This is a genomic window from Corynebacterium lizhenjunii, from assembly GCF_011038655.2.
In the GTDB taxonomy this organism is placed as follows: Bacteria; Actinomycetota; Actinomycetes; order Mycobacteriales; family Mycobacteriaceae; genus Corynebacterium; species Corynebacterium lizhenjunii.
Genome location: NZ_CP064954.1, coordinates 465,991 through 481,515, shown reverse-complemented (window position 1 = coordinate 481,515; position 15,525 = coordinate 465,991). Strand labels below are relative to the sequence as shown.

18 protein-coding genes are annotated in these 15,525 nt (G+C 60.7%); 10 read left to right on the top strand and 8 right to left on the bottom strand.

Annotation, left to right across the window (positions count from 1 at the left end; all coding sequences use genetic code 11):
- Genes rpsS through rpsJ form a run of 6 tightly spaced genes read right to left on the bottom strand, consistent with a single transcriptional unit; the run spans position 1 to position 3,112 of the window.
- The gene (gene rpsS, locus G7Y31_RS02250) at positions 1-279 is read right to left on the bottom strand and encodes a 30S ribosomal protein S19 (protein ID WP_040084843.1); all 279 of its coding nucleotides are present in this window, start codon (positions 277-279) and stop codon (positions 1-3) included.
- Positions 280-292: 13 nt separating this feature from the next.
- Entirely contained in the window at positions 293-1,129 is an 837-nt protein-coding gene (rplB, locus tag G7Y31_RS02245) for a 50S ribosomal protein L2 (RefSeq protein WP_165010657.1), read from the bottom strand.
- A gap of 26 nt (positions 1,130-1,155) precedes the next feature.
- Positions 1,156-1,458 (bottom strand): 50S ribosomal protein L23, encoded by a 303-nt coding sequence (gene rplW / locus G7Y31_RS02240; RefSeq protein WP_165010654.1) that lies wholly within the window; start codon positions 1,456-1,458, stop codon positions 1,156-1,158.
- Positions 1,458-2,111, bottom strand: coding sequence for a 50S ribosomal protein L4 (gene rplD, locus G7Y31_RS02235; protein ID WP_165010652.1), 654 nt, complete (start codon positions 2,109-2,111; stop codon positions 1,458-1,460). Before rplD ends, rplW begins: the two co-directional genes overlap by 1 nt.
- Positions 2,108-2,764, bottom strand: coding sequence for a 50S ribosomal protein L3 (gene rplC / locus G7Y31_RS02230; RefSeq protein WP_165010650.1), 657 nt, complete (start codon positions 2,762-2,764; stop codon positions 2,108-2,110). The genes rplD and rplC overlap by 4 nt, the downstream gene beginning before the upstream one ends.
- Positions 2,765-2,806: 42 nt before the next feature.
- Complete coding sequence (rpsJ, locus tag G7Y31_RS02225) at positions 2,807-3,112, bottom strand: 30S ribosomal protein S10 (protein ID WP_003848085.1); 306 nt, start codon at positions 3,110-3,112, stop codon at positions 2,807-2,809.
- 723 nt (positions 3,113-3,835) lie between these two features.
- Here rpsJ and G7Y31_RS02220 point away from each other — a divergent pair.
- From G7Y31_RS02220 to G7Y31_RS02195, 6 genes are read left to right on the top strand one after another with little or no spacing between them, the layout of a single operon-like run.
- Complete coding sequence (locus G7Y31_RS02220) at positions 3,836-4,381, top strand: Asp23/Gls24 family envelope stress response protein (protein ID WP_165010648.1); 546 nt, start codon at positions 3,836-3,838, stop codon at positions 4,379-4,381.
- Between the two features lie 23 nt (positions 4,382-4,404).
- A complete protein-coding gene (locus tag G7Y31_RS02215; protein ID WP_244977424.1) occupies positions 4,405-4,785 on the top strand; it encodes a hypothetical protein in 381 nt (126 codons plus the stop codon).
- Entirely contained in the window at positions 4,782-4,979 is a 198-nt protein-coding gene (locus G7Y31_RS02210; RefSeq protein WP_165010646.1) for a DUF2273 domain-containing protein, read from the top strand. Before G7Y31_RS02215 ends, G7Y31_RS02210 begins: the two co-directional genes overlap by 4 nt.
- Before the next feature lie 10 nt (positions 4,980-4,989).
- Positions 4,990-5,898, top strand: coding sequence for an Asp23/Gls24 family envelope stress response protein (locus G7Y31_RS02205; protein WP_165010643.1), 909 nt, complete (start codon positions 4,990-4,992; stop codon positions 5,896-5,898).
- Positions 5,895-6,500 (top strand): DUF6286 domain-containing protein, encoded by a 606-nt coding sequence (locus tag G7Y31_RS02200; protein ID WP_165010641.1) that lies wholly within the window; start codon positions 5,895-5,897, stop codon positions 6,498-6,500. Before G7Y31_RS02205 ends, G7Y31_RS02200 begins: the two co-directional genes overlap by 4 nt.
- On the top strand, positions 6,493-7,167 hold the full coding sequence (locus G7Y31_RS02195) for an Asp23/Gls24 family envelope stress response protein (protein WP_165010639.1): 675 nt from the start codon (positions 6,493-6,495) through the stop codon (positions 7,165-7,167). The genes G7Y31_RS02200 and G7Y31_RS02195 overlap by 8 nt, the downstream gene beginning before the upstream one ends.
- A 68-nt stretch (positions 7,168-7,235) precedes the next feature.
- Here G7Y31_RS02195 and G7Y31_RS02190 read toward each other — a convergent pair whose 3' ends face one another.
- Entirely contained in the window at positions 7,236-7,970 is a 735-nt protein-coding gene (locus G7Y31_RS02190) for a hypothetical protein (protein WP_165010636.1), read from the bottom strand.
- Between the two features lie 335 nt (positions 7,971-8,305).
- Here G7Y31_RS02190 and G7Y31_RS02185 point away from each other — a divergent pair, with 335 nt between their 5' ends.
- From G7Y31_RS02185 to G7Y31_RS02170, 4 genes are all read left to right on the top strand, one after another.
- Positions 8,306-9,289 carry an ABC transporter permease gene (locus tag G7Y31_RS02185; protein WP_165010634.1) on the top strand — a complete coding sequence of 328 codons (984 nt, stop codon included), beginning with the start codon at positions 8,306-8,308 and terminating at the stop codon, positions 9,287-9,289.
- Entirely contained in the window at positions 9,290-10,288 is a 999-nt protein-coding gene (locus tag G7Y31_RS02180) for an ABC transporter permease (RefSeq protein WP_165010632.1), read from the top strand.
- On the top strand, positions 10,285-12,222 hold the full coding sequence (locus G7Y31_RS02175) for an ABC transporter ATP-binding protein (RefSeq protein WP_196823601.1): 1,938 nt from the start codon (positions 10,285-10,287) through the stop codon (positions 12,220-12,222). The genes G7Y31_RS02180 and G7Y31_RS02175 overlap by 4 nt, the downstream gene beginning before the upstream one ends.
- Positions 12,223-12,688: 466 nt before the next feature.
- Complete coding sequence (locus tag G7Y31_RS02170; protein WP_196823600.1) at positions 12,689-14,167, top strand: ABC transporter family substrate-binding protein; 1,479 nt, start codon at positions 12,689-12,691, stop codon at positions 14,165-14,167.
- 60 nt (positions 14,168-14,227) lie between these two features.
- Here G7Y31_RS02170 and G7Y31_RS02165 read toward each other — a convergent pair whose 3' ends face one another.
- Positions 14,228-15,427, bottom strand: a complete 1,200-nt coding sequence (locus G7Y31_RS02165; RefSeq protein WP_196823578.1) for an IS1249 family transposase — start codon at positions 15,425-15,427, stop codon at positions 14,228-14,230.
- Positions 15,428-15,525 lie beyond the last annotated feature (98 nt).

Genomic DNA, 15,525 nt, shown 5'->3' with positions numbered 1-15,525 from the left:
TTATCGACGTCCCTTCTTGTCGTCCTTGACGTGACCCTTGAAGGTCTTGGTTGGTGCGAACTCGCCCAGCTTGTGGCCGACCATGGAGTCATCGACGAACACCGGCACGTGCTTGCGACCGTCGTGGACGGCGAAGGTGTGACCGATGAAGTCGGGCAGAATGGTCGAACGGCGGGACCAGGTCTTGATAACCTGCTTGGTTCCGGCCTCGTTCTGAGCATCCACCTTGTTGAGGAGGTGCTCATCGACGAACGGGCCCTTCTTAAGGCTGCGTGGCATTGTTTACCTCCTCTTAGCGCTTCTTGTTCGGGCGACGACGGCGCACGATCATGTTGTTGGAGTAACGGTTCGGGTTGCGGGTGCGACCTTCCTTCTTGCCCCATGGGGACACTGGGTGGCGACCACCCGAGGTCTTACCTTCACCACCACCGTGCGGGTGGTCAACCGGGTTCATCACGACACCGCGGACGGTCGGGCGGACGCCCTTCCAGCGCATACGGCCGGCCTTGCCCCAGCGGATGTTCATTTGGTCAGCGTTGCCGACCTCACCCACGGTAGCGCGGCAGCGGATGTCTACGCGGCGGATTTCAGAGGAGGGCATACGCAGAATGGCGTACTTGCCTTCCTTACCCAGCAGCTGGATGGAGGCACCAGCGGAGCGGGCCAGCTTTGCACCAGCGCCCGGCTTGAGCTCAACGGCGTGGATGGTGGTACCGGTCGGGATGTTGCGCAGCGGCAGGTTGTTGCCCACCTTGATATCTGCGTTGGCGCCGGCCTCGACCATCTGGCCCTGCTTCAGGCCCTTGGGGGCGATGATGTAGCGCTTCTCGCCATCTACGTAGTGCAGCAGGGCGATGTTGGCGGTACGGTTCGGGTCGTACTCGATGTGTGCGACCTTGGCCGGGATGCCGTCCTTGTCGTGGCGACGGAAGTCGATCAGACGGTAACGGCGCTTGTGGCCACCACCGATGTGGCGGGTGGTGATGCGGCCGTAGTTGTTGCGGCCACCGGTCTTAGAAAGCGGACGCAGCAGAGACTTTTCCGGGGTCGAGCGAGTGATCTCCTCGAACATGGAAACGGAGCTCTGGCGGCGACCCGGGGTTGTCGGCTTGTACTTACGAATAGCCATAGTTGTTCCTTACCTCGACTCTCTCTTTAGGCGTTAGCGCCGAAGATGTCGATAGCGTCGCTGCCTTCACGAAGCGTCACGTAGGCGCGCTTGGTGGACTTGCGCTGGCCGAAACCGGTGCGGGTGCGCTTGCGCTTGCCCTGACGGTTTACGGTGTTCACGGAGTCGACCTTTACGCCAAAGATCTGCTCGACGGCATCCTTGATCTGGGTCTTGTTGGAGTCCGTGGCCACATAGAACGTGTAGGTGTTTTGTTCCATGAGACCGTAGGACTTCTCAGAGACCACCGGAGCGATGATGATGTCGCGCGGGTTAGCGGTCTTAGCCATTAGTTCTCCTCCTTGTCCGCACCGGTGGCGCGGGAGATGAAGGTGTGCAGAGCCTCAACGGAGAACACAACGTCGTCGGAGTTGAGGACGTCGTAGGTGTTGAGCTGACCGGCGTCCAGGATGTGAACGTTGGGCAGGTTGTTGGCGCTGCGGCGAGCGTTGATGTCCTCGCGGCCAATCACCAGCAGCACGTTCTTGCGCTCGGTGATGCGCTCGATGAAAGCCTTAGCGGACTTGGTCGAGGGCGTCTGGCCCGGGACGAGCTCTTCGATTACGTGAATGCGCTCGTTACGTGCACGGTCAGACAGGGCACCGTAGAGGGCTGCCTTGATCATGCGCTTCGGGGTGCGCTGGGAGTAGTCGCGCGGAACCGGGCCGTGGGAGATGCCGCCGCCGGTGTAGTGCGGTGCACGGATGGAGCCCTGGCGTGCGCGGCCGGTGCCCTTCTGGCGGAAAGGCTTGCGGCCACCGCCGCGGACCTCGCCGCGGGTCTTGGTCTTGTGGGTGCCCTGACGTGCAGCTGCCAGCTGTGCGTTGACCACCTGGTGCATCAGTGCGATGGATGCCTCGGTGTCAAACAGCTCTGCAGGCAGGTCAACGGAGCCGTTGGTCTTGCCGTCAGCGGTCAGGACGTCTAGCTTGAGGTTGCTCATGCGTGTGCACCGCCCTTCACTGCGGTCTTGACGGTGACGAGTCCGCCGCGTGCACCCGGGATTGCACCCTTGATGAGCAGCAGGTTGGACTCGGCATCGATCTTCTGGATCTTCAGGTTCTGGGTGGTCACGCGGTCCTGGCCCATGCGGCCGGCCATTCGCTTACCCTTGAAGACGCGACCCGGGGTAGCAGCGCCGCCGATGCCGCCGACGCGGCGGTGAGCGGCCTGGTTACCGTGGGCAGCGCCCTGGCCTGCGAAGCCGTGGCGCTTCATAGCACCGGCGTAGCCGTGGCCCTTGGTGGTGCCGGTGACGTCGACGAAGGTGATGCCTTCGAAGATGTCTACCTTGACTTCCTGGCCTACCTCGTATGCGGAGGTGTCATCCATACGGATTTCAGCCACGTGACGGCGCGGGGTCACGCCGGCCTTCTGGAAGTGACCGGAGGCAGGCTTGTTGGCCTTGCGCGGGTCAATTTCGCCGAAGGCAATTTGGATGGCGCTGTAGCCATCGTTATCAACGGTGCGGATCTGGGTAACAACGCACGGCCCGGCTTCAACGACGGTCACCGGCACAACGCGGTTGTCCTCGTCGAAGACCTGGGTCATGCCGAGCTTGCGGCCCAGAATGCCCTTGATCTCGTTTTCACTCATTATTGGTTCTCCAAATTAGTAGTGGTGCCCTGAGTGGGGCACTTACTGGATGTTCACGTCGACGCTAGCCGGAAGATCGATACGCATGAGAGCGTCTACGGTCTTCGGAGTTGGGTCGAGAATGTCGATGAGGCGCTTGTGAGTGCGCATCTCGAAGTGCTCGCGAGAGTCCTTGTACTTGTGCGGAGAACGGATAACGGCGTACACGTTCTTTTCGGTTGGGAGCGGCACAGGGCCAACTACACGGGCACCGGTACGGGTTACCGTCTCGACGATCTTCTTTGCAGAAGCGTCGATAGCCTCGTGGTCATAGGCCTTCAGCCGGATGCGGATCTTTTGTCCCGCCACGCTTATCCTCTTCCTCGCTTCCCCACATTCACATTCCCGGCGTCTCCGGGGCGTGAAGCGGTGGGAAATTGCTTCTCGATTTCTCTATAACGTTGTCCAGAACCAGGTCTAGGCGCAACGCCAGTGGTTGATTGATTCCATGCTGACCATAAGATGCGAGCAGGCATTTAACCAGTCGCAGTGCTTATGCACGGGGTACAAGACCCGTGTTGTGCTCAGGAACAGGACGGTGTCCACGCATTACACGTGGCAGGTTATCCAATTCGCATACTGCCGCTGTTTATTTGCCATGCCCTTCTCTGGTCACATCTACCGGGGTTTGCCTCTACTCAAGCGCGGACCTTACCCGGAGGATGCACCTTCTTATCAGCCCCGGCACCAGGTGGCACCGTTCCCGATAGCGAAGATGTCATGTTCGCCCTACCAGCGCCGATACCGCCCTTCTGGAGCATTTAGCCCCTTCCAGATGGCATTGCCCTGTTAAAGCAACCCCTGTATTCAAGCATGTGCAGCATCAATTCGCAAGCCCTGCAGCTCAATGTGTCAAATCTCACACCTGGGAGTTTTCTGCCGCAACTACCTGCCACTTTGCTTGCCGATGCCCCCTCCCCTTCCGCTGGCACCACGCGATGATGTCCACCCGTGTCGGTACGGTGGGTTTCACACGCCGGGCCAAGCGGCACGGCAAACTTCAAAGTCTAACTTTCAACTATAGGAGCGCAAATGAGCACCCCCGAAAAGAACAACTCCGCCAAGAACAACAGCAACAACACGCAGTCCACCAAGGATGTTGCCACCAACAACACCTCTGTGGAAACCACTGTTGCTCCGGGCGGGGAGGTAGAAACCCGTCGCGTCAACAAGAACTTGGAAACCGAGTTCGGCACCACCACTATTGATGACACCGTCGTCTCCAAGATTGCCGGTATCGCCGCCCGCGAGGTCTCTGGTGTTGCTGCCCTCGGCGGTGGCGGCGCCCGCATGATCGGCACCATCCGCGAGACCCTGGGCGCCGATGAGGACGTACGCCAGGGCGTGTCCGTGGAGGTAACGGAGGGTGTGGCTTCTGTTTCCGTCGCCATTATCGCCGAGTACGGTGTGGCCATCCACCAGCTGGCAGAGGCTATCCGTCGCAACATCATCACCGCCGTCGAGCGCATGACCGGGCTGGAGGTTTCCAGCGTGGACGTGACGGTCCACGACGTGCGCCTGCCGCGCGAGGATGATGAGCAGGATGAGCAGAACAACACTGCCATCGCTTCTTCCTAATCGGTCCTAGCTCGTTCTAGTACATGACTACTTCTAACCCGCGGGATACCCCGCACTCCACTGCCCCACCTCAACGTGAGTCTTTGCGCCTTAGCCCCGAGACGGCGCACCTGGTGCGTGACGCCGTATTGTCCGTTCCTGGTGTGGCCGAGCTGCACGGTGGTTCCTTTGGCGAGGTGGCGTTGCTCTTCCCCGGGCAGCGGGTAACCGGTCTACGCCCAGTTTCTGCGCGTGATGACTCCCACCTGGAGGTTCACGTCACGGTCGCCTTCGATCCGACCGGCGGCTCTCAAGCCCCGAATCTGCAGGAGCTGGCCGCCGACGTACAACGCGCTGCGGCCCAGGCCTGCCCGGAGTTGGAGCGCGTGGATGTCATCATCGCGGACCTCAAGGAAACTTCATGAATTCATATAAGTACACGGCTATCGGCGCCATCGGTGGTCTGTTGGCGGCAATCGCCATCTTCTTTGGCTGGTGGCCGCTGTTTCTGTTGATGATTATTTTTGTCGGCGGCGGTGCACTCATCGGCGCCCACTACGACGGCAAACTCGATCTGGTCGATCTCTTCTATGGCTTGATCAACCGCCCACGCGGTTAGGAGGGCGTTAGTGACTACACCAACTATCCCCTCCGGTGCTCCCGCGGACGCTAAGTCTCCTGGTATCGCCCACACTGGCGCTCCCGCCGAGGCCAGGCCTTCCGGCACCACCCGGATTGGCTTGCGCGCGATGGAGCGCGTGGTCCACGATGCCATCGATCATGTCCCCGGCACTGTCCGCGTCCAGGGCACCCTGAAGAAACTGGGCGGCAAAGACTTTCCGCGCCTGGCCATTCAGATGGACCCGGATACGCAGATGGTGGCTATCGATACTGCCATAGCGGTGGCGTGGCCCAGCCCGGTCACGGAGGTCGCAGCCGCTGTGCGCAGTGCTATTGGACAGGCAGTTCAGGACTTCTGTGGTTACACCCCCACGCGCATCAACGTAGTGGTGGGGCACGCGGAGCCCAGTCAGCAGCGCGTAACTAGCGCGCAGATCGCGTATGCACAGCCGCTAACACCCCGCCAACCGGTAGCGCGCCCGCTGCAGGTACACGCGCCGTCGCTACTGTCAACGCCGGATAATGAATCTGTGCGCGAACCCGTAGTCGCGCAATCCACCGCAGTGCGCACCCCGCAGGTTCCGCAGCCGACTCAAACCCGTCCGTCGGAGACTCCGCGCGCGGTCGATGTGCGCGAGCCGGAGACCCCACAGGCTCTCAACGTTTGGGAGCCGGAAGCCCCGCGGCCGTTGAGCGTGCGTGAGCCTAAAGCTCCGCAAGCACTTAACGTTCGCGAGCCAGAAGCTCCGCAGTCCGTACCGTTGCGCGTCCCACAGGCGCCGAAACCATTGAAGGTCTCTACGCCTAAGGCCCCGCGGCCGGTGGAAGCCATCTGGGTGGATGTTCCCCGGCCTGCGCCGCTGCGCCAAATTGAGGTACGCCCGTATTCACGCCAACCACGTTCGGAGGCACGATGACTACCCCAGCAGACACGGTAGATAGCTTCCCGGCTGTGCAAGTTCCGGAAAGTGTTACTCCCGGGCAAGAGCCGGTTGCCAGCCCCAAGGTACGTTGGGCTGGACTGCTCACCGGTGTGGTATTCGTTGCACTGGCTGCAGTCCTGGGCCGCGAGTTATGGGCACTCAACACCGGCGCAACCTCCTGGGTGCGCCCAGTCCTCGACCTTGCCGCTGAGCCGGTCCTTGAAAGCTGGATGCTCTTTGCGCTCGCCGGAGTCATCGTCCTCGGCTTGTTAGCCATCTGGGCAGCAGTGGCACCGCGCAAGCGAACCCACCTGCGCCTGCAGTCGCCTGCCGGAATGGATATAAGCATGTGGACTCGGCGGGTAGATATTGCCCGCCGAGCCTCGGCGGTAGCGCGACGCGTGCCTGGTGTAACCGCCGCGCGTTCCCAAGCCTCTCGCTCTAAGTTGGCGCTGACCGTCAACGGTGACATTGATGATCCAGCACTGGCTGCACGCGTCAAGGAAGCCGTCACGCACGAACTGAGCGCATTGGCTCATGGGCTTGATGTCCAAGTCACTGTGCAGCGTTTGGAGGAGGTAGACATCAATGTCTAAACGTCTAGCAGGCATTCAACGAGTGCTCTTCTTCTTGGCGGGTGTAATCCTCATTGTTCTCGGCGCTTGGCCGTTGCTATTGCACTTTGAGGTCAGTTGGGCGCAGCAGCTCAGCGACCAGCTGCAAAATGCCATTGGACCGCTCGACCGCCAAGCGGTGGCGGATGCCGACACCCAGCCCTGGTGGCAATGGGCGGTGGGGATTGCCGCTGTCGTGCTGGCGGGGCTGGGCCTGTGGGCGATTGTCGCCAACTTGAAGGTCCGCCGCATCAACCGCGTGTCCTCCTCAGCATCCAGTGACGAAGGCGCAATTGCTCTGCAACTGGCCCCGCTCACTGCAACGGTGGCCAACCATATAGCAGCACAGCCGGGCATCAACTCAGCGAGTCGCCGCTTGGCCTATGACCGCGGCCGCCCCCAGCTGAGCTTTGAAATCGAGGCCTCCGCTGAGACCAGCTGGGAGCAGCTGCAGCTGCTCGTAGCCGAAACGGAAACCGATCTGCGCACGGCCTTCCCGCAGGTCGAGGTGGACACCGTCTACCGCGTGCATTACGCGCGCCCGGCGGCAAATCCCGCGGCAAGCTCGAAGGAGCTGCCAGCCACCGCACCCGCGAACTCACCTGCGGCGGGCCTCCCCGCAGCACCGGCAGTCACGCCCACGGTCTAGCCCGAGGTTCTGCCAGAGGCTTAGCTTGAGGCTTTGCCCGCGGTCTAGCCCGAGGTTTTGCCCAAGGCTTAGCCAGCGGGGGCATCGGCAAGCCATAGGCCTGTGACGGTGCCGATGGTGACCTGGCGGCCGCCGGGCTGGGCAAGTGCGAGCTCCTCGCCCAACGCGCCGCCGTGGAGCACGCGTTCCCAGCGCAACTCCTGGACGGACACCTCACGGCGGTGGACGGTAAAGACGCGCAGCGTGTGGCCACAAATGGCCACACGGTTGTCGTCGAGGCGGAGAACCCAGGCGACATCGCCAAGATGGGAACGCTTTAAACCCTGCAGACCCCGACGGACCACCTCCCCGTCGGGGTCAATGCGCGTGATGGAGTCGATGACCCCAAAACGGTGCTCAAAACCCTCGGTATCGGCCACCACCAGCGGACGACCGGGACCGGTGGGGCGCACGCGCGCATAGCGCCACACCACGGGTTGGCGGCCGGGAGTACGCACCACCACCCACTCGCCGTCGACGGTGATACGCGCCTGGCCGCAAGAAAAGAGGAAACGGGCGGTAGAGGGGGCATCGGCAAGCGGAAAATGCCCAGGTCGCACTGCGGCGCGCTGGTTGAGGGCGGCAACCAGCTGCTCGTCGCTGGAGCCCCAACTGATGCCCTCGTTAGCCAACTGGGCGAACAATGTGGGCAAACTAAGCTCCGGCTGGCCCTCCCATGCGCGCTGGACGGCAGCAAGAGTGGGCTCAATGCGGGTGGGATCCGGCAGGTGCCGGTGCAGTGAAGAACTGGCGCGAGGTTCCATGGGGCTTAAGCCTAACCCCGGCGCCCGGTTGGCGGCACCCCCGCATGATTTACAGCCGTGTCTATATTACTCATTGGCGCGGCGTTGCTGCTGGTCACAGATATTATTCATCGGGGCCAAAGCACCGCGCCCGCGTTGCGCGCCCTGGTACGGGGGAACTGCTTTGTGCGCCACTTAACAAAGGTATTAGATTTGTCTCCAAGCCCGGCCAATCGGCGTCGCGGCCATATGCGATTTTGGGTTGAGTGCCACCACCTCCGGTGCCACCAATCGCACTGTCAACTGCATACTATCCGCAACTCTATACTGCAGAACCTGCACGGAGACTACCGCTCATGTTCAAATACATCCTCAAGAAGACCGCGGGTTGGTTACTCGTCATCTTCTTGGCGACCAACATCGCCTACTTCCTGGCGGCCACATTCTTGGACCCCCGGTCCAACTTTGTTGGACGCCGCCCACCGATTTCTGATGACCAAATCCACAACCTGCTGGAGCCGTACAACCTCAGCCCAGAGACTCCCCTGATGGAGCGCTGGTGGACCTGGCTGACAAACATCCTCACCAAGTGGGATTGGGGCCGCTCCCCCGTGGGCGCGGTGGTCAATGAGGAAATCAGCTACCGCATTTGGGTCTCCGCCCAGCTGTTGCTGTTGGCAACTATCTTGTCCATCGTTATCGGTGTGGCGGTGGGTGTCTACACGGCATCGCGCCAGTACAAGCTGGGTGACCGCATCTGGCAGGGCATTTCCATCGTGGCCATGAACACTCACGTGGTGGTGGCCTCCATCGTCGTGGTGGCCGGCGCGTTGGCTATCAACGACGCCACGGGCAAGAAGATTTTTTACGTGGTGGGCGCGAACTCCCTGGGGGTGGAAGGTTTTTGGCCTAAGCTCATTGACTCCGCACAGCATCTGATTCTGCCCACTGTTTCTTTGGTGTTCATCTCCTACGCGGGCTACCACATGACGCAGCGCACCCTGCTGCTGGACAACCTCAACGCAGACTATGTGCGCACCGCGCGTGCCAAGGGCCTGACCCGCTCGCAAGCTATTCGCAAGCACGCCCTGCGCACCTCGATTATTCCGGTGGCCACCTCCGTGGCGTTTTCCATTCCCGGCATCTTTACCGGTGCGGTGATGACGGAGCGCATCTACGGCTGGAACGGTATGGGCCAATACTTCCTGCAAACCATTAGTAAGAATGACGTCAACGGCGCTGTGGCCGTGGCCGCCTTCGGTGCGGCCATGACCGCGGTGTCTGCCGTGCTGGCAGACCTGGTTGTCGTTGCTCTCGATCCACGAGTCCGGGTGAGTTAAATGACTACTCCACGCGATCCCAAGCAGCCAGCCCCCGAGGGGCTGGGCGAGTTCTCCACCAAGAGCGAAGTTGTCGCCACAGAGACACTGTCCGCCGCTGAGGCCGAGGTCCTGGCAGCGACCGCTGGCGACGACGTTGTGCGCGGTACCTCCCGCATGAAGCTTTACGTCCGCCGCTTCTTCCGCAATAAGCTGGCCACGCTGGGCTTTATCATTCTGTTGATGCTCATTGCCCTGGCGACCTTTGGCCGCTTCTTTACCGAGTGGAACTACTACGAGCCGGACTTCCTTAACCTGGCCTCCCCGCCGTCTTCTGAGCACTGGTTTGGTACCAATGACACTGGCAATGATCTTTTTGCACAGGTGGTGCATGGTCTTGGCCGCTCGCTGACCATTGCGATCATTGTCTCTGCTGCGACCTTGGTTATTTCTGCCATGGTTGGCGCAGGCGCCGCCCTGTGGGGTGGCGTGCCGGAGAAGGTCATCTTGACCATCATCCACTTCCTGCTGACCATCCCCACCTTCTTGCTCATTGCCCTGGTGGTTTCGGACTCCGGCGGTGACTGGCGCCTGCTGATTGTGGTGCTCATTGCCTTTGGCTGGATGTACCAGGCGCGTGTGATTTGGTCCCTGGCGCTGTCTGTGCGCGAGCAGGACTACGTCCGGGCCGCCACCTACATGGGTGTGCCCAAGGTGCGCACCGTGGTCCGCCACGTGATTCCGAACATTGGCTCGCTGCTCATTATCCAGTTCGTCTTTGGCATTGTTGGCACCGTGGGTTCCGAGACCGCCCTGTCCTTCCTGGGCTTGGGCGTGAAGCTTCCCGATGTCTCCCTGGGCACCCTCCTGCAGGGCGGCACCAACAACGTCCAGTCCGCGCCGTGGCAGTTCTACTTCCCGGCCGGCGCTTTGACCCTGCTCACCGTGTCCATGGCCTTCATTGGTGACGGCCTACGTGACGCACTCGACCCGAACTCCCAGTCCGGAGGCAAGGCATGACATCGCCCATTCTTTCCGTCAAAGATCTGCACGTTTCTTTCCCCTCTGAGGCAGGCTCCGTCTCCGCCGTGCGCGGCGTAGACTTCGACCTCTACCCGGGCCGCACCCTGGGCATTGTGGGCGAGTCTGGCTCTGGTAAGTCCGTGACTTCCATGTCCATCATGGGACTGCTACCGGACTACGCCAAGATCGCCGGCTCCATCAAATACGATGGCCGCGAACTATTGGGCCTGACCGACAAGCAGATGTCAGAGATCCGCGGCAATGGCATTGGCATGATTTTCCAGGATCCGCTCTCTGCGCTGACTCCGGTGTTTGACATTGGAACCCAGCTGGTGGAGGCCATCCAGGCTCACCAAAAGGTGGGCAAGCAGGCTGCCCTGAAGCAGGCTGCAGAACTGCTGGACTTGGTGGGTATCCCGGATCCGCACTTGCGGCTGAAGTCCTTCCCGCATGAATTCTCCGGCGGTATGCGCCAGCGCGTGGTCATCGCCATTGCTATTGCTAATAACCCACGCGTGTTGATTGCCGATGAGCCTACCACCGCCCTGGACGTGACCATCCAGGCCCAGATCCTGGACGTTATCCGCGTGGCTCAGAAAGAAACTGGCGCTGCAACCATCATGATTACCCACGATATGGGCGTGGTGGCTGAGACAGCCGATGACGTCATGGTCATGTACGCCGGCCGCCCGGTAGAGCGCGGCACGGTGGACACCATCTTCTCCTCCCCGCGCATGCCCTACACCGTGGGTCTGCTGGGTTCTACCCCTCGCCCGGACGTTAGCTCCGATGAGCCCCTGACCCCCATTGTGGGCAACCCGCCCATCCTGGTTGACCTCAAGCAGCGTTGCCAGTTCGCGCTGCGCTGCCCTGTGGTCCAGCCTGCCTGCAACGAGGCTGAGCCGCCGCTAATCCCGCTTGCCGATGACCCCGAGCACCTCAGCGCCTGCCTACGTGCGGGTGAAATTCGTAACAAGGAGATTGACGGCGAGCGCATGTTTAAGCCGCCGGCACTGTCTCCGGACGTCTTCGAGGGCGTGCCGCGCGAAGAGCGCGACATCACCCTGGAAGTTAAGGACCTACGCAAGGAGTTCCCGTTGATGAAGGGCGCGCTGATTAAGCGCCGCGTAGGCACCGTCAAGGCCATTGACGGGCTGACCTTCGACATTCGCGCCGGCGAGTGCATGGCCATTGTGGGCGAGTCCGGCTGCGGCAAGACCACTACCCTGCTGGAGATAATGGACCTCAACCCCGGCAATGGCGCGGTGGTGCTCAATGGCAAGGATGCCAACTCCATGTCTGCCGCGGAGCGCCGGGAGGCCCGCAAGGAAATGCAGATCGTCTTCCAGGACCCGATGAGCTCGCTTAACCCGCGCCTGACGGTGCGCGAGGTCATTGCAGAGCCACTGCACTCCCTGGGCTATGAGGGTGACATCGACGCCCGCGTCCAGGAGCTCATGGGCCTGGTGGGCTTGGACTCCTCCCAGCTGGACCGTTTCCCTGGCCACTTCTCCGGCGGCCAGCGCCAGCGCATTGGTTTGGCCCGAGCGCTGGCCACCAATCCCTCGGTGATTGTGCTGGACGAGCCGGTCTCCGCCCTGGACGTGTCCATCCAGGCCGGTGTGATTAACCTCCTGGAAGACCTCAAGCGGAAGCTGGGCTTGTCCTACCTCTTCGTTGCTCACGACCTCTCCGTGGTCCGCCACCTGTCCGACCGCGTGGCCGTGATGTACAAGGGCAAGTTTGTCGAGCACGGTGAGACTGACGCCATCTTCGACAACCCGCAGGCGGATTACACCAAGCGGCTGTTGGCTGCCATTCCGGTTCCTGACCCCCAGGTTGCACGCGAGCGCCGTGCTGCCCGCCACGCCGCGGCTGAGACTTCCCCTGCTAACGATTCAGCCCCGCAGGGTTCCGGCCCGCAGGCTTAGCTTGCCGATGCCCCTTTAACCGCCCGGTCCGTGCCCCACACGGTACCGGGCTTTTATGCATTATCCGCCCCTTTTATGCACAAAGCAGGGATTTATGCACGGTGCTATTCGGTGGATTTCACCCCCGCCAGCACCCCCTTAAAATTCAGGAAAGATCCTCCGCTACCGGCCACTACCTACCTACAACCAGTGCATAACACAATAACCCGACGGGTGGCTGGGATTAATGGGGCTGCCGCGTTGTGAGTTTGCCGGTCACAGTCTTATACTTAACAGCACGCATAGGCTGTGATACAGCTCGCAAGCGCTCGCGAACTGCCGTCTAGATGCGTCTCACAATTTCACAGGGAGGCCGTTTGCGCATTCTTGCCCCTCTTAGGGCCGAGGGTCAAGGAGGGCCACCCGCACCGCCACGGGGCACATTTCCCCGGCTCCTGGCATAGCTCTCACACCAAGGAGAATGTTTATGAAGAAGTTCGACCGTCTGCGCCTGGTCGGCGCTGCATCTGTAACCGCCGCTGCCCTTGTCCTGGCCGGCTGCTCCGGAGCCTCGGATTCTGGCTCCAGCAACGGCTCTGGTGACAAGGGCTCCGCCTCTTCTGCCCCGGCAGGCCTGGACATTGAGATCAAGCCGGCCGGTGACATTAACCCGAAGTCCCGTGATGAGATCCAGGATGGTGGTGAGCTGACCCTCGCTCTTGGTGAGCTGACCGAGCAGCAAAACCGCTTCCACGCCAACATGACCACGGACACCTCCGGCGTTTGGAACTGGTACAACCCGGAGCTGACCATGTCTACTGGTGAGGGCGAGTGGAGCCCGAACCCGGACTACCTCACCGACGCCAAGGAAGACATCGTCGATGGCAACACCGTGGTGACCTACACCATCAATGAGAAGGCCGTCTACAACGATGGCACCCCGATCGACTGGAAGTCCTTCGAAAACACCTGGAAGTTCAACAACGGCAAGGACTACGAGGTGGAGGTCAACTCCACCGACGGCTACGAGCAGATCAAGTCCGTGGAGCGTGGCAAGTCTGACAAGGAAGTCGTGGTCACCTTCGATGGTGCTTACCCATGGTGGCAGGGTCTGTTCAACTACCTGCTGCACCCGGCCATCGACTCCGCAGAGAAGTTTGATAACGAGTACCTGGGTAAGGTTCGCCCGGAGTGGGGTGCTGGCCCATTCAAGGTGGAGAGCTCCGACTTCAAGGCTGGCACCATCACCTTCGTTCCGAATGAGAAGTGGTGGGGAGATGCCCCGAAGCTGGACAAGGTCACCTTCCGTGCAATGGAGTCCCAGGCTGTGATCAACGCTTTCCAGGCAGGCGAGATTGATGCGGCGGGCGTTGCCTCCAAGAACAATCTGAAGATCGCCGCCGATATGGGCGACAAGATTGACATCCGCGCCTCCCTGCGCACCGCCAACGTCCTGTTCACCCTGAACTCCCGTGCGCCGCAGCTGAAAGACGTCAATGTCCGTCACGCCATCTTCGCCGGTATTGATCGCGCACAGCTGGCTACCATCCGCTACAACGGCCTGGGCTACGAAGAAGAGTTGCCGGGTTCCCTCACCCTGTACTCGATTCAGGAGGACTACCAGGACAACCTGAGTGACGTCCTGAAGTTCGACCCGGAGGAGTCCCGCAAGCTGCTCGAGGGCGCCGGCTACTCTGAGGGCGCTGACGGCTACTACGAAAAGGACGGCGAGCGCTTGACTCTGCGCTACGTCCTGGTTGGCGACGATGAGGTCTCCAAGTCCACTGCGGCCGCCATCCAGAAGATGCAGAAGGACATCGGCGTTGAAGTGAAGATTGAGGAGCGTCCGTCCTCCGAGTTCTCCAAGATCCTGGCTGAGAACGACTTCGACCTGTTCCTCTCCGGTATCTTCTCCTCCGATCCTTATGGTGTGGCCTACTTCGGTCAGACCTACCTGTCGGCCTAATGGTCAAAATGTGTTGTTTTTCGGCGTGTCGTCTTAATGGTCAGAATGTGTTGGTGGGGGTTAGTGGATGGTGCCTTTCCTGATTCCCATACTGTGGTTGTAGTCAGCGTCGATGGCGTTGTCGAGGAGTGCGGGCCGCCCGTCGTCGTGACCGTTGGCGGTTTGGCGCTCGTGGTGGGCAAGGATCGTGGCTTTGGCGGTTGCGTCCTTGCCCCAATTTTGTTCTCTGGCGATGTCTACGGGGTCGCGTGGGTGTTGTGTGTGGGTGTAGAGCCACCAGTCGCAGGCGATGCGTTGATGTTCATCTCTGAGGCCTCTGTGGGCGTGCAGGAGGCTTTTTATCGGGGAGTTGATGCCACCTTCTAGGCTGTTGGTGGTGCTTTTATAGGCGATGGTGCCCTGCTTTTCGGTCAGGTAGGTAAACAAGTGACCGGCCTTGGAAAGTCGCACCAGCTGCATGTAGGCGGCTCGGTGGGTGTAGTGGGTGTACCACCATCTTTTGTTGTGTCGCTTCGATTTCGGGATCTGCTCAAGCGGGGTGTCTTTGACGTAGCTTTTCTCATTGAGCTGCGTGTTGAAGGTTTGGCCGAACTTCTGCAGCTTTATCGTCCAGTCGGCGGCCTGGTCGAGATCGTCTATGTGCAGTAGCTCTAGGGATAGTCGGCGTAGTGCCTTGCCCATTGCTGATGTGGGATGAAGACCTGTAGCGGTTTGGATATTTCGTTTGACGTGGACGAGGCAGCGTTGGATTTTGGTCTCAGGCCAGGTGTTTCGGATGGCTTTTGCTGAGCCTTTATGGCCATCTGTCGTTGCAATCAGTGGCGGGGCAATAGTGTCGAGTAATCGGCCGTAGGCCCAGGAATCTTCGGTGTATCCCCAGAACCATGAGATGACATGGTCGCAGTCGGCTAGGACAAGCAGGCATTTTGTGTTGAAGTATGTCCCATCGATAAAGACCTGGTCATAGACCCGGTGGGGGTCTGCTGGCATTGGTGGTTGCACGTACCAGAAGGTGGCGAAGCGGCGTTGGAGTGTCGATACGCTCACGTTGTGTATCTTGGCCAGCGTGTTTAGTGAAATTCCGCTGGTGAGCCAGTCAACGAAGACTCTAAACCACATCGCTTGGCCGGCGTCGTCGTGGCAACGGGTAAAGGTGTGCCCGCACTCCTTGCAGCGCCAACGCTGGCGGCTACTCGTAGTCGTTCCATGCTTGATACTTCGCCCGGCGCACACCGGGCATGGGGGATGTTTAGTACTCATCCCCTCATCGTCTACGCCCCCATATCACACTTGGTCGGTGGCCTGTGGGATTTCAGTGCATTGACCGCTCATTTACCCCAGAACAGTAAATCATTCCT

Bases quoted from the DNA above. Each gene is read 5' to 3' on its own strand.
- G7Y31_RS02200 (WP_165010641.1), top strand. From the start codon at position 5,895: ATGACTACCCCAGCAGACACGGTAGATAGCTTCCCGGCTGTGCAAGTT.
- G7Y31_RS02175 (WP_196823601.1), top strand. From the start codon at position 10,285: ATGACATCGCCCATTCTTTCCGTCAAAGATCTGCACGTTTCTTTCCCC.
- G7Y31_RS02185 (WP_165010634.1), top strand. From the start codon at position 8,306: ATGTTCAAATACATCCTCAAGAAGACCGCGGGTTGGTTACTCGTCATC.
- rplW (WP_165010654.1), bottom strand. From the start codon at position 1,458: ATGGCTAAGACCGCTAACCCGCGCGACATCATCATCGCTCCGGTGGTC.
- G7Y31_RS02215 (WP_244977424.1), top strand. From the start codon at position 4,405: ATGACTACTTCTAACCCGCGGGATACCCCGCACTCCACTGCCCCACCT.
- G7Y31_RS02210 (WP_165010646.1), top strand. From the start codon at position 4,782: ATGAATTCATATAAGTACACGGCTATCGGCGCCATCGGTGGTCTGTTG.
- G7Y31_RS02165 (WP_196823578.1), bottom strand. From the start codon at position 15,427: ATGAGTACTAAACATCCCCCATGCCCGGTGTGCGCCGGGCGAAGTATC.
- G7Y31_RS02195 (WP_165010639.1), top strand. From the start codon at position 6,493: ATGTCTAAACGTCTAGCAGGCATTCAACGAGTGCTCTTCTTCTTGGCG.
- G7Y31_RS02190 (WP_165010636.1), bottom strand. From the start codon at position 7,970: ATGGAACCTCGCGCCAGTTCTTCACTGCACCGGCACCTGCCGGATCCC.
- rplC (WP_165010650.1), bottom strand. From the start codon at position 2,764: ATGAGTGAAAACGAGATCAAGGGCATTCTGGGCCGCAAGCTCGGCATG.
- rpsS (WP_040084843.1), bottom strand. From the start codon at position 279: ATGCCACGCAGCCTTAAGAAGGGCCCGTTCGTCGATGAGCACCTCCTC.
- rplD (WP_165010652.1), bottom strand. From the start codon at position 2,111: ATGAGCAACCTCAAGCTAGACGTCCTGACCGCTGACGGCAAGACCAAC.
- G7Y31_RS02180 (WP_165010632.1), top strand. From the start codon at position 9,290: ATGACTACTCCACGCGATCCCAAGCAGCCAGCCCCCGAGGGGCTGGGC.
- rplB (WP_165010657.1), bottom strand. From the start codon at position 1,129: ATGGCTATTCGTAAGTACAAGCCGACAACCCCGGGTCGCCGCCAGAGC.
- G7Y31_RS02170 (WP_196823600.1), top strand. From the start codon at position 12,689: ATGAAGAAGTTCGACCGTCTGCGCCTGGTCGGCGCTGCATCTGTAACC.
- G7Y31_RS02220 (WP_165010648.1), top strand. From the start codon at position 3,836: ATGAGCACCCCCGAAAAGAACAACTCCGCCAAGAACAACAGCAACAAC.